This window comes from Tepidimonas ignava (genome assembly GCF_004342625.1).
In the GTDB taxonomy this organism is placed as follows: Bacteria; Pseudomonadota; Gammaproteobacteria; order Burkholderiales; family Burkholderiaceae_C; genus Tepidimonas; species Tepidimonas ignava.
Genome location: NZ_SMAH01000002.1, coordinates 63,067 through 79,029 on the forward strand (window position 1 = coordinate 63,067; position 15,963 = coordinate 79,029).

General features: G+C 69.7%; 13 protein-coding genes. 7 read left to right on the forward strand and 6 right to left on the reverse strand.

Going from position 1 to position 15,963, the window contains the following annotated elements; translation table 11 throughout:
- Positions 1 to 2 precede the first annotated feature (2 nt).
- Positions 3 to 977, forward strand: a complete 975-nt coding sequence (locus tag EDC36_RS01680; protein ID WP_132961530.1) for an RsmB/NOP family class I SAM-dependent RNA methyltransferase — start codon at positions 3 to 5, stop codon at positions 975 to 977.
- 9 nt (positions 978 to 986) lie between these two features.
- Here EDC36_RS01680 and EDC36_RS01685 read toward each other — a convergent pair whose 3' ends face one another.
- Positions 987 to 2,219: an MFS transporter gene (locus tag EDC36_RS01685; RefSeq protein ID WP_243646429.1), complete on the reverse strand. Its 1,233-nt coding sequence runs from the start codon at positions 2,217 to 2,219 to the stop codon at positions 987 to 989.
- Between the two features lie 71 nt (positions 2,220 to 2,290).
- Here EDC36_RS01685 and EDC36_RS01690 point away from each other — a divergent pair, with 71 nt between their 5' ends.
- Positions 2,291 to 3,298 carry a D-2-hydroxyacid dehydrogenase family protein gene (locus tag EDC36_RS01690; protein WP_132961531.1) on the forward strand — a complete coding sequence of 336 codons (1,008 nt, stop codon included), beginning with the start codon at positions 2,291 to 2,293 and terminating at the stop codon, positions 3,296 to 3,298.
- Between the two features lie 17 nt (positions 3,299 to 3,315).
- On the opposite strand, the gene EDC36_RS01695 is transcribed toward EDC36_RS01690, so the two are convergent.
- Positions 3,316 to 5,151, reverse strand: coding sequence for a hypothetical protein (locus EDC36_RS01695; RefSeq protein ID WP_132961532.1), 1,836 nt, complete (start codon positions 5,149 to 5,151; stop codon positions 3,316 to 3,318).
- Positions 5,152 to 5,220: 69 nt separating this feature from the next.
- Here EDC36_RS01695 and EDC36_RS01700 point away from each other — a divergent pair, with 69 nt between their 5' ends.
- From EDC36_RS01700 to EDC36_RS01720, 5 genes are read left to right on the forward strand one after another with little or no spacing between them, the layout of a single operon-like run.
- Complete coding sequence (locus EDC36_RS01700; protein ID WP_132961533.1) at positions 5,221 to 6,756, forward strand: 3-hydroxyacyl-CoA dehydrogenase; 1,536 nt, start codon at positions 5,221 to 5,223, stop codon at positions 6,754 to 6,756.
- 4 nt (positions 6,757 to 6,760) lie between these two features.
- On the forward strand, positions 6,761 to 7,540 hold the full coding sequence (locus EDC36_RS01705; RefSeq protein WP_132961534.1) for an oxepin-CoA hydrolase, alternative type: 780 nt from the start codon (positions 6,761 to 6,763) through the stop codon (positions 7,538 to 7,540).
- A gap of 59 nt (positions 7,541 to 7,599) precedes the next feature.
- Complete coding sequence (locus EDC36_RS01710) at positions 7,600 to 8,319, forward strand: Crp/Fnr family transcriptional regulator (RefSeq protein WP_132961702.1); 720 nt, start codon at positions 7,600 to 7,602, stop codon at positions 8,317 to 8,319.
- Positions 8,320 to 8,356: 37 nt separating this feature from the next.
- A complete protein-coding gene (locus EDC36_RS01715; protein ID WP_132961535.1) occupies positions 8,357 to 9,439 on the forward strand; it encodes a phosphotransferase family protein in 1,083 nt (360 codons plus the stop codon).
- A 25-nt stretch (positions 9,440 to 9,464) separates the two neighbouring features.
- Positions 9,465 to 10,724: an acyl-CoA dehydrogenase family protein gene (locus tag EDC36_RS01720; protein ID WP_132961536.1), complete on the forward strand. Its 1,260-nt coding sequence runs from the start codon at positions 9,465 to 9,467 to the stop codon at positions 10,722 to 10,724.
- Between the two features lie 47 nt (positions 10,725 to 10,771).
- Here the strand turns inward: EDC36_RS01720 and EDC36_RS01725 are convergent, their stop codons facing one another.
- From EDC36_RS01725 to EDC36_RS01740, 4 genes are read right to left on the reverse strand one after another with little or no spacing between them, the layout of a single operon-like run.
- Entirely contained in the window at positions 10,772 to 13,180 is a 2,409-nt protein-coding gene (locus tag EDC36_RS01725; RefSeq protein ID WP_132961537.1) for a GspE/PulE family protein, read from the reverse strand.
- A 49-nt stretch (positions 13,181 to 13,229) separates the two neighbouring features.
- Positions 13,230 to 13,451: a DUF2788 domain-containing protein gene (locus tag EDC36_RS01730; protein ID WP_132961538.1), complete on the reverse strand. Its 222-nt coding sequence runs from the start codon at positions 13,449 to 13,451 to the stop codon at positions 13,230 to 13,232.
- Complete coding sequence (locus tag EDC36_RS01735) at positions 13,451 to 14,245, reverse strand: DUF2189 domain-containing protein (protein ID WP_132961539.1); 795 nt, start codon at positions 14,243 to 14,245, stop codon at positions 13,451 to 13,453. The genes EDC36_RS01730 and EDC36_RS01735 overlap by 1 nt, the downstream gene beginning before the upstream one ends.
- Before the next feature lie 56 nt (positions 14,246 to 14,301).
- Positions 14,302 to 15,963 (reverse strand): dipeptide ABC transporter ATP-binding protein, encoded by a 1,662-nt coding sequence (locus tag EDC36_RS01740; protein WP_132961540.1) that lies wholly within the window; start codon positions 15,961 to 15,963, stop codon positions 14,302 to 14,304.

Genomic DNA, 15,963 nt, shown 5'->3' on the forward strand with positions numbered 1-15,963 from the left:
CGATGGCTGACCCGCGCCCCACGCCCCTCGACGCACTGCCGCCCCTGCCAGCGGCTTTTGCCGACTTGCTCGACGCCTTGCTGCCTGCGGCGTGGCGCGACACCGTGCTGGCCAGCTACACCGAACCCAAGACGGTGGTGTGGCGCCTCAACCCCCTGCGCGGCCACGACCCGGCGCAGGTGCTCCCCGCCCTGGCGGCGCTGGCGCCGCGGCCGATCGACGCCGCGCTCGGGGTGTACGAGGTCGAGCCGCACTGGCGCAGCGCGTTGACCCACCACCCACTCGTCGAGCAGGGCGTGATCTATATTCAGGGGCTGGCCAGCATGGCGGCGGTGTGGGCGTTGCAACCCCAGCCGGGTGAGGAGGTGCTGGACCTGGCCGCCGCGCCCGGGGGCAAGACAGCGCTGATGGCGACGCTGATGGGCAACCAAGGCCGCATCGCGGCGGTGGAGCCGGTGCGGGCGCGCTTTCACCGCATGCGCGCCAACCTGCAGCGGCTGGGTGTGCGCTGCGCCCAGCCGTACCTGAAAGACGGCACGGTGGTGGGGCGGCTGGTGCCGCAGCGCTTCGCCCGCGTGCTGCTGGATGCGCCGTGCTCGTCGCAGGCGCAGTTCACGCGGCTCGACCCCACGTCGTGGCAGCATTGGAGCCCGCGCAAGGTGCGCGCCAGCGCCGCGCTGCAAGCGCGCTTGATCCACTCCGCAGCCGAGGCGCTGCGCCCCGGCGGGGTGTTGGTGTACAGCACCTGCTCACTGTCGCCCGAGGAAAACGAATGCATCGTCGACGGGCTGCTGCGGGCACGCGACGACATGACGTTGGAGCCGCTGCCGTGGCCGGTCGAATTGCCGGCGCTGCCCGGACTGACGGCTTGGCACGGCCAAACCTTGCACCCCGACCTGTCACTGGCGCGGCGTATCCTGCCCACGCGGCGCACCGACGCCTTCTTCATCGCCCGGCTGCGCAAGCGCGGTGCTTGACGGCCCCCATCAGCCGACACGGGTGCGTTGCCCCACGGCCAGCGCCGCCACCACCGCCAACAGCAGGGTGACCGCGCCGCCGGCCAACGTGGCCGCGTACCAGCCGTGGTCCATCAACAGCCCGAACACCAGCGGCGCCACGGCAAACCCGGTGTCCAGCCCCGAGTACACGGTACCGTACACGCGCCCCGTGGCGCCCTTGGGCGTGGCGCGACGGATCAGCAGGTCGCGGCTGGGGCCACCGATGCCCACCGCCAACCCCGTCACGGCCAACGCGGCCATCGACCCCACCCCACCCAACCAACCCGTGGCGGCCAGCAGCATCAGCAGGGCGCCCGCCGCCATGGTCAGGGCCACCACGCGGTCCACGGCCGCCGCACGCGCCGCCACCCAGCCCCCCACCGCCATGCCCACCGCGCCGGCCAGCATGTACGCCGTCACGGTCAACGTGGCCGTCGGCAGCGGCACCGCGTGCACCACCTGCAGGATCGACACCGCGTAGGTCTGCACCACCGCCAGCGTCATCGTGGACAGCAGAAAAAACCCAAAACACCACCACACCACCGGCAAGCGCAGAAACGCCAAGTCGTCGGCGACCCGGTGCTCAGCGCCGCGGCGCACCACGTCGGTGCGCAGGTGGTCGCGCTGCCACCACAGCACCCCCAGCACGACCACGTAGACCCCCGCCGCAGCCCAGTACGCGCTGCGCCATTGGTCCAGCGTGGCCACGCCAACCAAAAACACCGGCGCCAGCGCCCAACCCAGGTTGCCCGTGAGGCCATGCACGCTGTAAGCGTAGCCCAGCCGCGGCGCCGACACACGCTGGTTCAAGATGGAAAAGTCCACCGGGTGAAACGGCGCGTTGCCCACCCCTGCCAACACCGCCGCCACCAACAGCCCGGCGTACCCTTGGGCTTGGGCCGCCGCCAAGGCCGATCCGAGAAAACACACGATGGCCGCAAACAGCACCGGCCGTGCCCCGACCCGATCCACAACGAACCCGGACAGCGCCTGCCCCACGCCCGAGATGACGAAAAACACGCTCGTCAGCACCCCGACCTCGGCGTAGCTCAGCCCAAACTCGCGCATGAAGATGGGAAACAGCGGCGCCAGCAGCAGGTGCGAAAAATGCGACGTCGCGTGCGCCAGCCCGACGAGCGCCATCACGGTGGCGTCCCGTCCCCAAGGCACGGGCGCGGCGGCGCCGGGAACGGCGGCTGCGGCGGTGGTGGTCGTGTTCATGGGGTTGGATGCTACGCCATCGGACGCTGGCGTGTCGGCACCGTGGCGACAACGGGCACAATAGCCGGGCCATGAACATCGTGATCCTCGACGATTACCAAGACGCCGTGCGCAAACTGGCGTGCGCGCGCAAGCTCGACCCCTACCCGGCCAAGGTCTACACCAACAACGTCAAGGGGGTCGGGCAGCTGGCCGTGCGCTTGCGCGACGCCGACATCGTCGTGCTGATCCGCGAGCGCACCCACATCACGCGGGCGTTGCTGGAAAAGCTGCCGCGCTTGAAGTTGATCGCGCAAACCGGCGGCGTCGGCGCGCACATCGACGTGCAGGCGTGCACCGAGCACGGCGTTGCGGTGGCTGAAGGGGTGGGGGATCCCGTGGCCCCGGCCGAGCTGACGTGGGCCTTGATCATGGCCGCGATGCGCCGCATCCCGCAGTACGTCAGCCACCTCAAGCACGGGGCGTGGCAACAGTCAGGCCTCAAAGCCGCCTCGATGCCGCCCAACTTTGGTCTGGGCCAGGTGCTGCGTGGGCGCACGCTGGGCATCTGGGGCTACGGCCGCATCGGGCGCCTGGTGGCCGGGTACGGGCGTGCGTTTGGCATGCGGGTGTTGGTGTGGGGCAGCGAAGCCAGCCGCGCGCAGGCCCGTGCCGACGGTTGCGAGCCCGTGGACGACAAGGACAGCCTGTTCACGCACAGCGACGTGCTCAGCCTGCACCTGCGCCTGAGCGACGCCACCCGCGGCTGCGTGCGGTTGGACGACTTGTCGCGCATGAAACCGACCGCGCTGTTGGTCAACACGGCGCGCGCCGAGCTGATCGAGCCCGACGCGCTGGTGGCCGCGCTCAACCGCGGCCGGCCAGGCATGGCGGCGGTGGATGTGTTCGAGAGCGAACCGATTTTGCAGGGGCACGCGCTGCTGCGGCTGGAAAACTGCGTGTGCACGCCGCACATCGGCTTTGTCGAGCTGGACAGCTACGAAAAATATTTTTCCGCCGCGTTCGACAACGTGGTCAACTACATCAAGGGCACCCCGACCAACATCGTCAACCCGGGTGCGCTGCACGTGCGGCGCTGAGACCGAGCGCCGAGCGCTCAAGAGGCCGACTTGCCGTCGGGCGCCGCCGGGGCGCCAGGCGGCTGCCAGCCGCTGAAGTCGAAGTCGATGACGTGGTCGTCGTCGGCCGCCGGGGCAGTGCCCTCGGTCAACGGCAGCAGGGGCAGCAAGTCCAGCATGCCGTGCAGCGTGATCAAGTCGTCGAACGCCGCCACCGTGCGCACCTGCAACGGGCTGCCCGCGTCACCCGGCTGGGACGCCAACGCGGTTTCGATCAGATGCCGGGCCTCAGCCCCGGGCCAGTGCGCTTGCAGCGCTTGCAGCAGCGCGCCGTCGTCCAGCAACGTCGCGCGCCCGTCATCGGGCGCCAGCAGGCGGTGGTAGTGCTGCTCGTAGGTGACCTGGGCCAGACGCGCGTCCAGACCGTTGAGCTTGGCCACGTACCACCAACGCAAGTACGGTGCCTCGCTGGCCCCGGGGTGGGCCAGCACAAAGCTGCGCAGGGCCGCCACGGCATCCGCCGCTTGCCCAAGGTCTTCGAAAAACGTCACCCGTTCCCACAATTCATGCAACGCGGCGAAGTCCAGCGCCGCCGCCGGCGGCGCGGCCTCGGGGGTTGCGTGGCCGCCACCGATCGGCCCAGCGGCCACGCGCTGCACCGTGCCATCCGCTGCGGAGGGAAGCGATGTGGCGTCGGTGTCCCCAAAGACGCTGCCCCCGTCCCCCCCGAGCACGACCGATTCATCCGCCACCGGTTCGGCGGGCACGGGCGCGGGCGCGGGGCTGTTCACGACGCTTGGGGCTGGCGCAGCGGCGGCCGGCGGCGACGCCGCGGCCGGCGTGGCGGGGGCGGCCCACCACGGCACGGCCGCCAGCGTCGTGCCGCGGCGCCGGGCCCACCCCAGCGCGCCCAGCAGCAGACCCACCGCCCCCGCGACGGCGGGCCACAACCACACGGGCCAGCGCTCTTCGCGTGCCGCGGCAAGCTCGCGGTTTAGGCCTTCCACGGCCGCGAGCAGGCGCTGCTGCTCCTGCCGCAGACGTTCCAACTCCTGCTGCACCGCCGGGGGCACGGCCGTGGGTTCGGCCGCTGGCGGGGCGGCCGCCCCGCTGGTTGCCGGCACCCCGCCCTCAGCCGAGGCCCCGGGCGTCACGGGCCCGACGGCGGGCTGGGGCGCCACCTCAACGGGGTCGAGCTTGAGCCGTGGTCCGGACGGCGCGGCGGGCGGCTCGACCGCCGCGCGCACCCCACCGGCCGCCTGCGGCCGGGGCGCGGCGGCGGACACCGGCGGGGTTTTGCTGGCCAACCGGGTGACCCCTGGCGGACGCGCCGCGGGCGGTGGCAGCCGCACAGGCGTTTCGGGCTCGGTGGGCGCCGCCGCACTGTCCGCCCCTGGTCGCACCGCGCTGGCCGCCCGCACCGCCGGGGTCGGCGCGGGCGCCCCCGACGGCACTGCAGGTGCCGCGACCGCCGGTGCTGCGGCCGGCCGCAGCGGTTCCAGATCCGCCAGCAGCGTGTAGCTGCGCGCCAGTGCCCCTTGGCACCCCACGCGCACGTCCACACCGACGAACGGCTCGTTGACCGGCGCCCGCGCCCGCACCCGCAGGCCACTGCCGCGCGGATCGTCGCGCACCACGGTGAGGGTGACCTCACTCGCTGGCAACGCCGTGTCGCCGTAGCGCACCGTGGCCTGCGCGCACAGCGCCGCCGCGTCGTCGGCGCTGAGGCTGCTTTGCACCACAATATCCAGCGGACGCCCGATGATCACCGCGCCGCCCACCCCACCCAGCGACTGCGCCGCCACGCCCGCGGCCAGTGGCAGCAAGGCGGCGGCCGTCAGGCAGCCCCGGGTGCGGTTATGCTTGATGTCCATTGCGTTGATCTTCAGCGGACTCCGATGGCCAATTCTGGCATATCCGCGCCCACATCCCTTCGGTTCACCATGAGCACCCCCGACCAACGTCTCACTTTTCGCAACATCGGCATCGTCGGCACCGGCGCCATGGGGCGAGGCATCGCCCAAATCGCCGCCCAGGCGGGCGCCACGGTGCACATGCTCGACGCCCAACCCAGCGCCGTGGAGGCGGCCTGCCACGCGCTGCGCGACACCTGGGACAAGCTCGTGGCCAAGGGACGCTTGGAGGCCTCGGCAGCCGCCGCGTGCGCCCAACGTCTGGTGCCGGTGACCGAGGTGGCGCAACTGGCGCCGTGCGAGCTGGTCATCGAAGCCATCGTCGAGCGGCTCGACGCCAAGCAGGCGTTGTTCGCGCAGCTCGAAGACGTGGTCGCTCCCGACGCGGTGCTGGCCACCAACACCTCGTCGCTGTCGGTCACCGCGATCGGCAGCCGGCTGCGGGCGCCGCAACGGCTGGCCGGGTTTCACTTTTTCAACCCGGTGCCGCTGATGAAGGTGGTCGAGGTCGTGCGCGGACTCAAAACCGACGCGGGCGTGGCCGAGCGGCTGGCGGCGTTTGCGCGCGACATGGGCCACACGCCCGTGCTGGCGCAAGACACCCCCGGCTTCATCGTCAACCACGCCGGGCGCGGCTACATCACCGAAGCGCTGCGCATCGCCGGCGAGCGCGTGGCCGACTTCGCCACCATCGACCGCATCCTCAAGGACCAAATGGGCTTTCGCCTTGGGCCGTTCGAGCTGCTGGACCTGACCGCGCTGGACGTGTCGCAACCGGTGATGGAGTCGATTTACCACCAGTACTACGAGGAGCCGCGTTTTCGCCCCAGCGTGATCGCCGCGCAGCGCTTGGCCGGCGGTGTGCTGGGGCGCAAGGTGGGCGAGGGTTTTTACCGCTACGTCGATGGCCAGGCCCAAGTGCCGCCGGAGCCGCCGTTGCCCACGGTGACGTCGCTGCCGCCCGTGTGGGTGCCCGGGCGTGCCGCTCGCCGTGCCGAGCTGCTGCAGCTGCTCAACGATCTGGGGGCGACCATCGAGACCGCCGCGCAGCCTTCGGCCGACGCGCTGATCGTCGTGGCGCCGCTGGGGCATGACGTGACGACGGTGGCCGCCGTGGAACGGCTCGACCCCGGGCGCACCGTCGGCATCGACATGATGCTGCCCGATGGCGCGGTCAAGCGCCGCGTGCTGGCCACCAACCCGGCCACCCGCAGCGACATGCGCGCCGCCGCGCAGGCGCTGTTCGCGCGCGACGGCAAGGCGGTCAGCGTCATCCGCGACAGCGGCGGCTTCGTCACGCAGCGGGTCGTGGCCACCATCGTCAACATCGCCGCCGACATCTGCCAGCAAGGCATATGCACCCCCGCCGACCTGGAGACCGCAGTCACGCTGGGCCTGGGCTACCCTGCCGGGCCGCTGGCCATGGGCGACCGCGTGGGCGCGGCCAGCGTGCTGGAAATCCTGTTCAACCTGCAAACCGTGTATGGCGACATGCGCTACCGGCCTTCGCCGTGGCTGCGCCGGCGCGGTGCGCTGGGCCTGAGCCTGCTGCACACGGAGGATTGAGGGCATGACCGCCACGCTGCAAAGCCACACCCACGGCAACACGCTGCTGTTGACCATCGACAACCCGCAGCAGCGCAACGCGCTGGCCCCCGAAATCTACGTCGCCGGCATCGAAGCCCTGATCGCCGCCGAGCGCAACCAGGAGGTGCGCTCGGTCATCATCACCGGCGCTGGCGGCACGTTTTGCGCCGGTGGCAACCTGCAGCGCCTGCTGGCCAACCGACAACAGCCCCCCGAGGTGCAGGCCGAAAGCATCGACGCGCTGCACGGCTGGATCGAAGCCGTGCGCAGCTTTCCCAAACCCGTCATCGCGGCGGTGGAAGGCGCCTGCGCCGGAGCGGGGTTTTCGCTGGCGCTGGCGTGCGACCTGCTGGTGGCGGCGCGCAACGCGGTGTTCGTGATGGCCTATGTCAACGTCGGCCTGTCGCCCGACGGTGGGGCGACCTGGAGCCTGCTGCGTCAACTGCCACGCGCCACGGCGTTGCAGCTGCTGATGCTGGGCGAGCGCACCGACGCGGCCCGGCTGCACCAACTGGGCCTGGTCACCACGTTGACCGACCCTGGGGCGGCGCTGGCCGAGGCCTTGGCGCTGGCCGAACGCCTCAACGCGCAGGCGCCCAACGCGCTGGCCAGCATCAAAACGCTGGCCAACGACGCCTGGGATCACAGCCTGAGCCGCCACTTGCGGGACGAGCGCGAACACTTCGTGCGCAACCTGCACCACCCTAACGCGGGCGAGGGCATTCAGGCGTTCCTGGACAAACGCAAGCCCCAGTACCGATAAACCTTCCTCGGTCGCACAGGAGACAACCGATGCACGTGCAGTCGCTCACACGACAACCGCTGGATGAACCGATGCTGACAATGGAAGAACGCGAGGCGATCAACCACGGTCGCTGGTTTAGCAGCCTCTCACCTTCGTTGCGGCACGACATCCTGCGATGCGCCTTTGTCAAACGGTACCAAGACGGCGAGCTGATTTGCGCGCGCGGCGACCCGCCCTCGATGTGGAGCGCGGTCGCCAAGGGCGCGGTGCGGGTCAGCTCGACCTCGATCACCGGCAAACAGATCACGCTGACCTACGTGGAGCCGGGCGTGTGGTTTGGCGACGTGGCGATGTTCGATGGCGATGCGCGCACGCACGACGCCTACGCGCATGGCGCCACCACCCTACTGTGTGTGGCGCGCAGCGACTTTCGCAAAATCCTGGACCAGCACGTCGAGCTGTACGAAGCGCTGCTGCGTCTGCACGCACGGCGCATCCGCACGCTGTTTGGCCTGGTCGAAGACCTCAACACCTTGCCGCTGCGTGCGCGCCTGGCCAAGCAACTGCTGCACCTGGCGCGGTCGTACGGGGTGCCGTGCCTGGCGCACGGCGACGAAACCCGCATCGGGCTGCACCTGGCGCAAGAGGAATTGGCGCAACTGCTGGGCGCGTCGCGCCAGCGCGTCAACCAGGAACTCAAGACGATGGAGCGCGAAGGGGCCATTCGCATCGAGCCCGGCGGGCTGGTGGTGCGCGACCGCGGCCTGCTGATGCGCATCGTCGAAGCCGAACCTTGAACCTGGGCGTGGCGGTGCGGCCGCGCCCCGCCACGCGATGACCACCGACACCCCCTCCCCCACCGGCACCCCCGCCGCCCACGCGCTGGATGTGGCCGCGCTGCAGGCATGGCTGCAGCAGCACCTGCCGGGCTTCACCGGCCCGTTGCGCGTCGACAAATTCCCCGGCGGGCAATCCAACCCCACCTACCGCCTGACCACGCCGCAGCGCACCTACGTGATGCGCGCCAAGCCCGGCCCGGTGGCCAAGCTGCTGCCTTCGGCGCACGCCATCGAGCGCGAATTCCGCGTCATGCAGGCGCTGGCGGCCACCGCCGTGCCGGTGCCACGCATGCTGCTGCTGTGCGAGGACGAAGCGGTCATCGGTCGCGCCTTTTACGTGATGGAGCACGTTGAGGGCCGGGTGCTGTGGGACCAGTCGCTGCCCGGGATGGACCCCGAGCAGCGGCGCGCGCACTACCTGGCAATGAACCGCGTGCTGGCCGCGCTGCACACCGTGGACGTGCACGCCGTGGGCCTGGACGACTACGGCAAACCGGGCAACTACTTCGAGCGCCAGATCGCGCGCTGGAGCAAGCAGTACGTCGCCTCCATCACCGACCCGATCCCCGAGATGGACGCGTTGATGGCGTGGCTGCCCGCCCACCTGCCGGATCTGGCGCGCGACGAACGCCTGGTCAGCATCGTGCACGGCGACTACCGGCTCGACAACCTGATGTTCCACCCCACCGAGCCCCGCATCGTCGCCGTGCTGGACTGGGAGCTGTCGACGCTGGGCCACCCGTTGGCGGACTTCAGCTACCACTGCATGTCGTGGCACATCGAGCCGGGGGCGTTTCGCGGCATCGCCGGGCTGGACCTGGCGGCGCTGGGCATCCCGTCCGAAGACGAGTACATCGAACGCTATTGCGACGCCACCGGCTTGGCCACGCCGGCGCAACTGCGCCAAGCCTGGCCGTTTTTGATGGCCTACAACGCCTTTCGGCTGGCCGCCATCCTGCAAGGCATTGCCAAACGCGTCGAGCTGGGCACCGCCTCCAGCGCCCAGGCGCGCGCCAGCGCCGCCGGTGCGCGCCCCATGGCGCAGCTGGCGTGGCGTTTTGCCCAACAAGCCACCTGAACACCCCAACCGCCGGAGAACCGCCATGGACTTTGCCTACAGCCCCCGCGTGCAAGCCCTGCGCGAACGCCTGATGGCGTTCATGGACGAGCACATCTACCCCAACGAGGAACGCTTCGAGGCCGAGGTCGAGGCCAACCGCGCCGCCGGCAACGCCTGGGTGCCTACGCGCTTGATCGAAGAGCTCAAACCCAAGGCGCGCGCGGCGGGGCTGTGGAACCTGTTTTTGCCCAACTCGCCCAGGGCGCCGCAGGGCCTGAGCAACCTGGAGTACGCGCCGCTGTGCGAAATCATGGGGCGCGTGCCGTGGGCCGCCGAGGTGTTCAACTGCTCCGCCCCCGACACCGGCAACATGGAGACGCTGGAGCGCTACGCCAGCGAGGCGATCAAGGATCGCTGGCTCGAGCCGCTGCTGCGTGGCGAGATCCGCTCGGCGTTTTTGATGACCGAACCGGAGGTCGCCTCGTCCGACGCCACCAACATCCAGTGTCGCATCGAGCGCGACGGCGACCATTACGTCATCAACGGGCGCAAGTGGTGGTCGTCTGGCGCCGGCGACCCGCGCTGTGCGGTGTACATCGTGATGGGCAAGACCAACCCCGACGCGCCGCGTCACGCCCAGCAGTCGATGATCGTGGTGCCGGCCGACACCCCCGGCATCCGCGTGGTGCGCGCGCTGTCGGTGTTCGGCTACGACGACGCCCCGCACGGCCACATGGAAGTGGAGCTGACCAACGTGCGCGTGCCGGTGGACCATATCCTGCTGGGCGAGGGCCGTGGCTTCGAGATCGCGCAGGGACGCCTGGGCCCCGGGCGCATCCACCACTGCATGCGATCCATCGGCGCGGCCGAGCGCGCCTTGGAGCTGATGTGCCAGCGCCTCAACAGCCGCGTGGCGTTTGGCAAGCCCATCGCCGCGCAAACCATCTGGCACGAGCGTATCGCCGAGGCGCGCTGCATGATCGAGCAGGCCCGGCTGCTGGTGCTCAAAGCCGCCTACATGATGGACACCGTCGGCAACAAAGCGGCCAAGGCCGAAATCGCGATGATCAAGGTCGTGGCCCCCAACGTGGCGTGCAAGGTCATCGATTGGGCCATCCAGGCCTGGGGAGGCGCGGGTGTGTCGCAGGTCACGCCGTTGGCGCGCAGCTACGCCCATCAGCGCACGCTGCGCTTGGCCGACGGCCCCGACGAGGTGCACCGCAACGCCATCGCCAAGCTGGAACTGGCCAAACACCTGGTCCGCGCGCCCGAGGTGGAGATGCCGATCACGCGCGGCTGTTGACACGGCCGGCGGCGTGCGCGCCCACGGTCGGCGCGCCGCCGCCCACCTCAAAGGTTGCTTGAGGCCCGCACCTCGGCCAGCGTGGTCAGCCCCATCAGCACCTTTTCGATGCCATCCTGGCGTAGCGTGCGCATGCCTTCGCGGATGGCCTGGGTCTGGATCAGGGCCGGCTGCGCACGGGTCTGCACCAGGTGACGCACCTCGGCGCTGGTGGCCAGCAGCTCGTGCAGCGGCAGCCGGCCTCGGTAGCCGGTTTCACCGCACTCGCGACACCCGGGCGCGTGCGACAGCATCAAAGCCCCATCGCGGCTGAAATGTTCCTGCCAATGCGCCAGCAGGCGCGTTTCGTCGCGCAGCGGGTGGTCCGGCGGCAGCTGGGCCTGGTAGTCGCGCATCAGTTCGTGCAACCGCGCCTCTGGAACCGGCTCGTGCTGCACACACGCCGGGCACAGCCGTCGCACCAGGCGTTGCGCCAAAATGCCTTGCAGCGAATCGGCAAACGAAAACGGATCGACCCCCAGGTCGTGCAGGCGCAAAATCGTCTCCGCCGCCGAGTTGGTGTGCAGCGTCGACATCACGAAATGCCCGGTCAGCGACGCCTCGATGGCCATCTCGGCCGTTTCCGGGTCGCGGATTTCGCCCACCATGATGACGTCCGGGTCCGCCCGCAACAGCGCGCGCAGCGCCGCCGCAAACGTCCAGCCGATCTTGGGGTTGACCTGGATCTGGCGCAAACCGCGCTGGGTGATTTCCACCGGGTCTTCGGCGGTCCAGATTTTGCGGTTGGGGGTGTTAAGGCGCTGCAACGCGGCATGCAGGGTGGTCGTCTTGCCCGAGCCGGTGGGCCCCGCACACAGAAACAGCCCGTACGGGCGCGTCAAGATCTCTTCGATGACGCTCAGGTTGCGCGCACTCAGGTGCAACCCCGTCAACGGCAGCGTGGCGGTGGACTGCAGCAGGCGTATCACCACGTCCTCCAGGCCGCTGCTGGTCGGGATGGTGGCCACGCGCAGCTCGATCGGCAGGCCACCAAAACGCATGAAGTGGATCTTGCCGTCCTGGGGCTTGCGCCGCTCCGAGATGTCGAGGTCGCTCATCACCTTGATGCGCGCCACCAGCGCGTTGCGGTAACTGGCCGGCAACTCCAGGTAGGGCCGCAACTCGCCATCCACCCGGAAACGAATGATCACATGGTCGCGCCCGGGGTAAGGCTCGATGTGGATGTCGGAGGCCCGCTGGTGGAAGGCTTCGATGATCATCGAATTGACCAGCCGCACCAGCGTGTTGTCCGATTGTTCGATCGGGCGCTCGGCGCTGTCGTCCTCACCCGCACCGCTGACCAGCTCGGCCGCGAGCTGCCAGGCCTCGACCGCGCGCTCGGCCGCGGTGGCTTCCGTACCCTGACCGGCGGGCGCCTTGGCTTCCCGCGCGGGCCCGAGACCCGCCTGGCGATAGACTTGGGCGATGCGCTCCGGCAAGTCCACCGCGCTGCCCACGACCGGCAACACCTTGCGCTGCGCCGTGAACTCCAGCTCGTCGATGGCCTTGAATTGCAGCGGGTCGGCCATCGCCACCACCAGCGAGTTGCCCACCAGGGCCAGCGGCAGCACCCGCAGCCGGCTGGCCAGCGCCGCCGGAACCAAACGCAACGCCTCCGGATCCACGGGGTAGTGCCGCACGTCGACGAACGGATAGCCCATCTTGCGCGCCAGGGCGACGCGCAAATCTTCCGGCTGGATCAACCCCATCTCGACCAGCGTTTGCCCCAGGGGTGTCCCCTTGGCCTTTTGCTGTTGCAAAGCGCGCTGCAGTTGTTCGGCCGTGATCTTGCCCAGGCCGATCAGCGCCTCGCCGATGGGCACGGGCTTGAGCGTGGCCTGGCGCTGCAACGCCTCTTGCAATTGCTGTGGGGTCTGCACCGTGACCGCCACGGGTTCGGTCACCGCGGCGTCGCTGGCGTCGGCGTCCTGCAGCAAACTGGCACCAAAATCGGAGTCGGCCAGCAACCCACCGTCACCACGCTGCAGTTGGTAGTTGGTGATGGCGCTGCGCGGGATGAAGACCCGCTCGGGATCACCCTCGCGCGCCGGTTTGGGGAAAATCCACAGCCCGTCGGTGGTGCGCCGGCAGTCGTAACACAGGCCGGCGTACACGGAGCCGTCGCGCAGCTGCACCGCAAAGGACTGCAACGCTTCGTCGCCAAACCCGGACAGCGGGCCTGTTGGCGCGGCGATCGGGTCGATGCGCAACCGTTTGATCTGGTTGAACCGCAACGCCAGCGCCTTGGCGTGTCCATCGGGCAGCAACTTCAGCCCGCCGTTGCCGAATTCGAGCACGAAACCCGGCACCACGCGCTCGTTCCACCCTTCCACGACGCCGTGCAGCGCCCGCTCGCCCACACGGTAGGTTTCGTCGGTGGTGCGCCCGGGCACCGTGTAATGCGTCGCTGCCGTCATGTCGCTCCTCCCAACCCGAAGCGTTTGCGGGCCTCGGCCCGCGCCACCGTCAAATCCCGATGATCCACTGAATCACATTTTTAGCCACAAACCCCAACATGCCTAGCGACAGCACCAAAAACAGGATGAAGGTGCCAAACTTGCCCGCCTTGGATTCGCGCGCCAAGTTGAACACGATGAACAGCATGTACAGGATGAACGCGCCGACGCCAAACGTCAAGCCGAACTGCGCCACCTGCGCCTCTGTGTAACCAAACAGCGTACCTTCCATCATGCCCTCGGCGCGCGCACGGGGGTGATGAGACCGGCGCGTTCGAAATCCCGGTAAGCGTGCCAACTGGCGTAGGCCAGCAGCGGCACCACAACGATCAAACCGACCATGGCCAGCGCCATGCCCAAGCCCACCAGCACGGCAATCACCACCGCCCACAGCCCCATGACGACAGGCTGCGCGCCCACCGCGCGCCAGCTCTCGCCCACGGCGCGCCACAGTGGCGTGTGGGTGTCCACCATCATCGGCAGTGCCATCACGCTGGAGGCAAACACCGGTGCGGCCAGCCACGCGCCCAGCAGCAACCAGACTTCGAACAGCCCGATGTCGGGGGCCAGCACCACATGGCGCACGAAATCCAGCGGCCGCTCGATGGGCACGGGCGCCCACAACGTGATCAGCGCCGCCGAGGTCAACACCCAGCCGGTGCCGGCCAACGCCAACAGCAGGCCAAAGGTGATCAGGCGCCGGTCACCCGACGCCCACAGGGCCATCACCTCTTGGCAGCACACCTTTTGGCCACGTTCCAGGTACCAACTGACGGCGTACAGCCCCGAAGCCAGCACTGGCGCGATGATCAAAAACCCGGAAAACGCCCCCGCCAGCAGCCAGAACCGGTCGCGCAGCGCCACCAGCACGATGATGCCAAACAGCGCCATCAGCGACCCGTGCAGCACACCAGGCAGCGGGTTGGCCGCGTAGTCACGGGCGCCGCGTTGCAGCCAACGCAGCGGCGACCACAGGTCGATCGTCACTTCGGGGCCGGGCATGGCCGTGTGCGCATCATGGGGCATGGGTCGGGGTCTCCTCGTCGTAGGGCATCGTGGGCCGGTCGTGGCCCTGCATTGGATCACAAGACGGCCGTCGTGACCTCGCCGTCCTGCTCGGGGGCCAGCGCGCTGGCCAGCAGCGTGCGCGTGTACGGATCGCGCGGGGCGCGCAACACCTGCTCGGCGTCGCCCGCTTCGAGCACCTGGCCGGCGCGCATCACCAGCACCTCGTGGGCCAGCGCCTGCACCACCTCGACGTCGTGGGTGATCAGCAGGTACGCCAGGCCTTGCTCGCGTTGCAGCCGCAACAGCAACTGCAACACCTGCTGCTGCACCGTCACGTCCAGGGCGCTGGTCGGCTCATCCAGCACCAGCACGCGTGGCCGCACCACCAGCGCGCGCGCCAGGGCGATGCGCTGGCGTTGCCCACCGGACAACGCGTGCGGGTAGCGCTGCAACCAGGCCGCCGCCTCGTGCGGCGGCGTGTCGGCGTCGAACAGCCCGACCTCGCGCAACGCCTGCACGACCCGCCTCTGGCGCTGCCCGGCGTCGAGCTGCGGCTCGTGCACGCGCAACCCCTCTTCGACGATTTGCTGCAACGTCAACCGCGGCGACAGCGAGGAGAACGGGTCCTGAAACACGACTTGAATGTGGCGGCGCAGCGCCCGGTCGGCGGCGTCCCCCTGCCAGCGCTGCCCCAGCACCCGGATGTCACCTTCGGCAGGCAACAACCCGAGCGCCGCCAGCGCCAGCGTCGATTTGCCGCTGCCCGACTCCCCCAGCACCGCCAGCGTGCGCCCGCCGCGCAGCGTGGCGCTGACGCCACGCACCGCCTCAAACCAACCGCGCTGCCACCAGCCACGCCAACCGGGCTTGGACACGGGGTAGCGCACCCGCACGTCGTGCAGGGTCAGCACCGGCGCATCGTCGTCGGCCGCGGGCCGCAGCCGGGCGGGATCGCGCCGCGGTCGGCTGGCCAGCAGGCGTTGGGTGTAGGGGTGCGCCGGCGCCGTCATCAGTTGGCCGGTCGGGCCGCTTTCGACCACCTGGCCCTGCTGCATCACCACCACGCGGTCGGCAAAACGACGCACCAGGTGCAGGTCGTGCGTGATCAACAGCACCGCCAGCCCGTGACGGCGACGCAGCTCGTGCAGCAGTTGCAGCATCTGCACGCGCAGGCTGGCGTCCAGCGCCGTCGTAGGCTCATCGGCCACCAGCACGCGCGGCTGCAACGCCAGCGCCTGCGCGATCAGCGCACGTTGGCGCTGCCCGCCGCTCAACTGGTGCGGGTATTGGCGGGCGCGCCGCGCCGGGTCGTCCAGCCCCACCTCGGCCAGCACCTGCTCGGCGCGCGCCCAGGCGCTGCGCGCGTCCAGGCCGCGCTTGGCCCGCAGGGCCTCGGCGATCTGCTCGCCCACCGTGTACAGGGGGTTGAGCGCGGTCATCGGCTCCTGAAATACGTACGCCACCGCCTCGCCCCGCAAGGCCCGCAGACGTCGCTCAGGCACGGCCAGCACCTGCTCACCCTGCAGCCACACCTGTCCCTGCACGCGCACTTCGGGCAGCAGCCGCATCAGCGCCAGCGCGGTGACGGTCTTGCCCGACCCCGACTCACCCACCAGCGCCAGGGTTTCGCCGCTGGCCAGCTCGAACGACACGTCCCGCACCACCACCCGGTCACCGAAGGCGACCGACAGGTCGCGCACCTGCAGCAGCGGGGTGGGGTTCGTCACAGGTGCCAT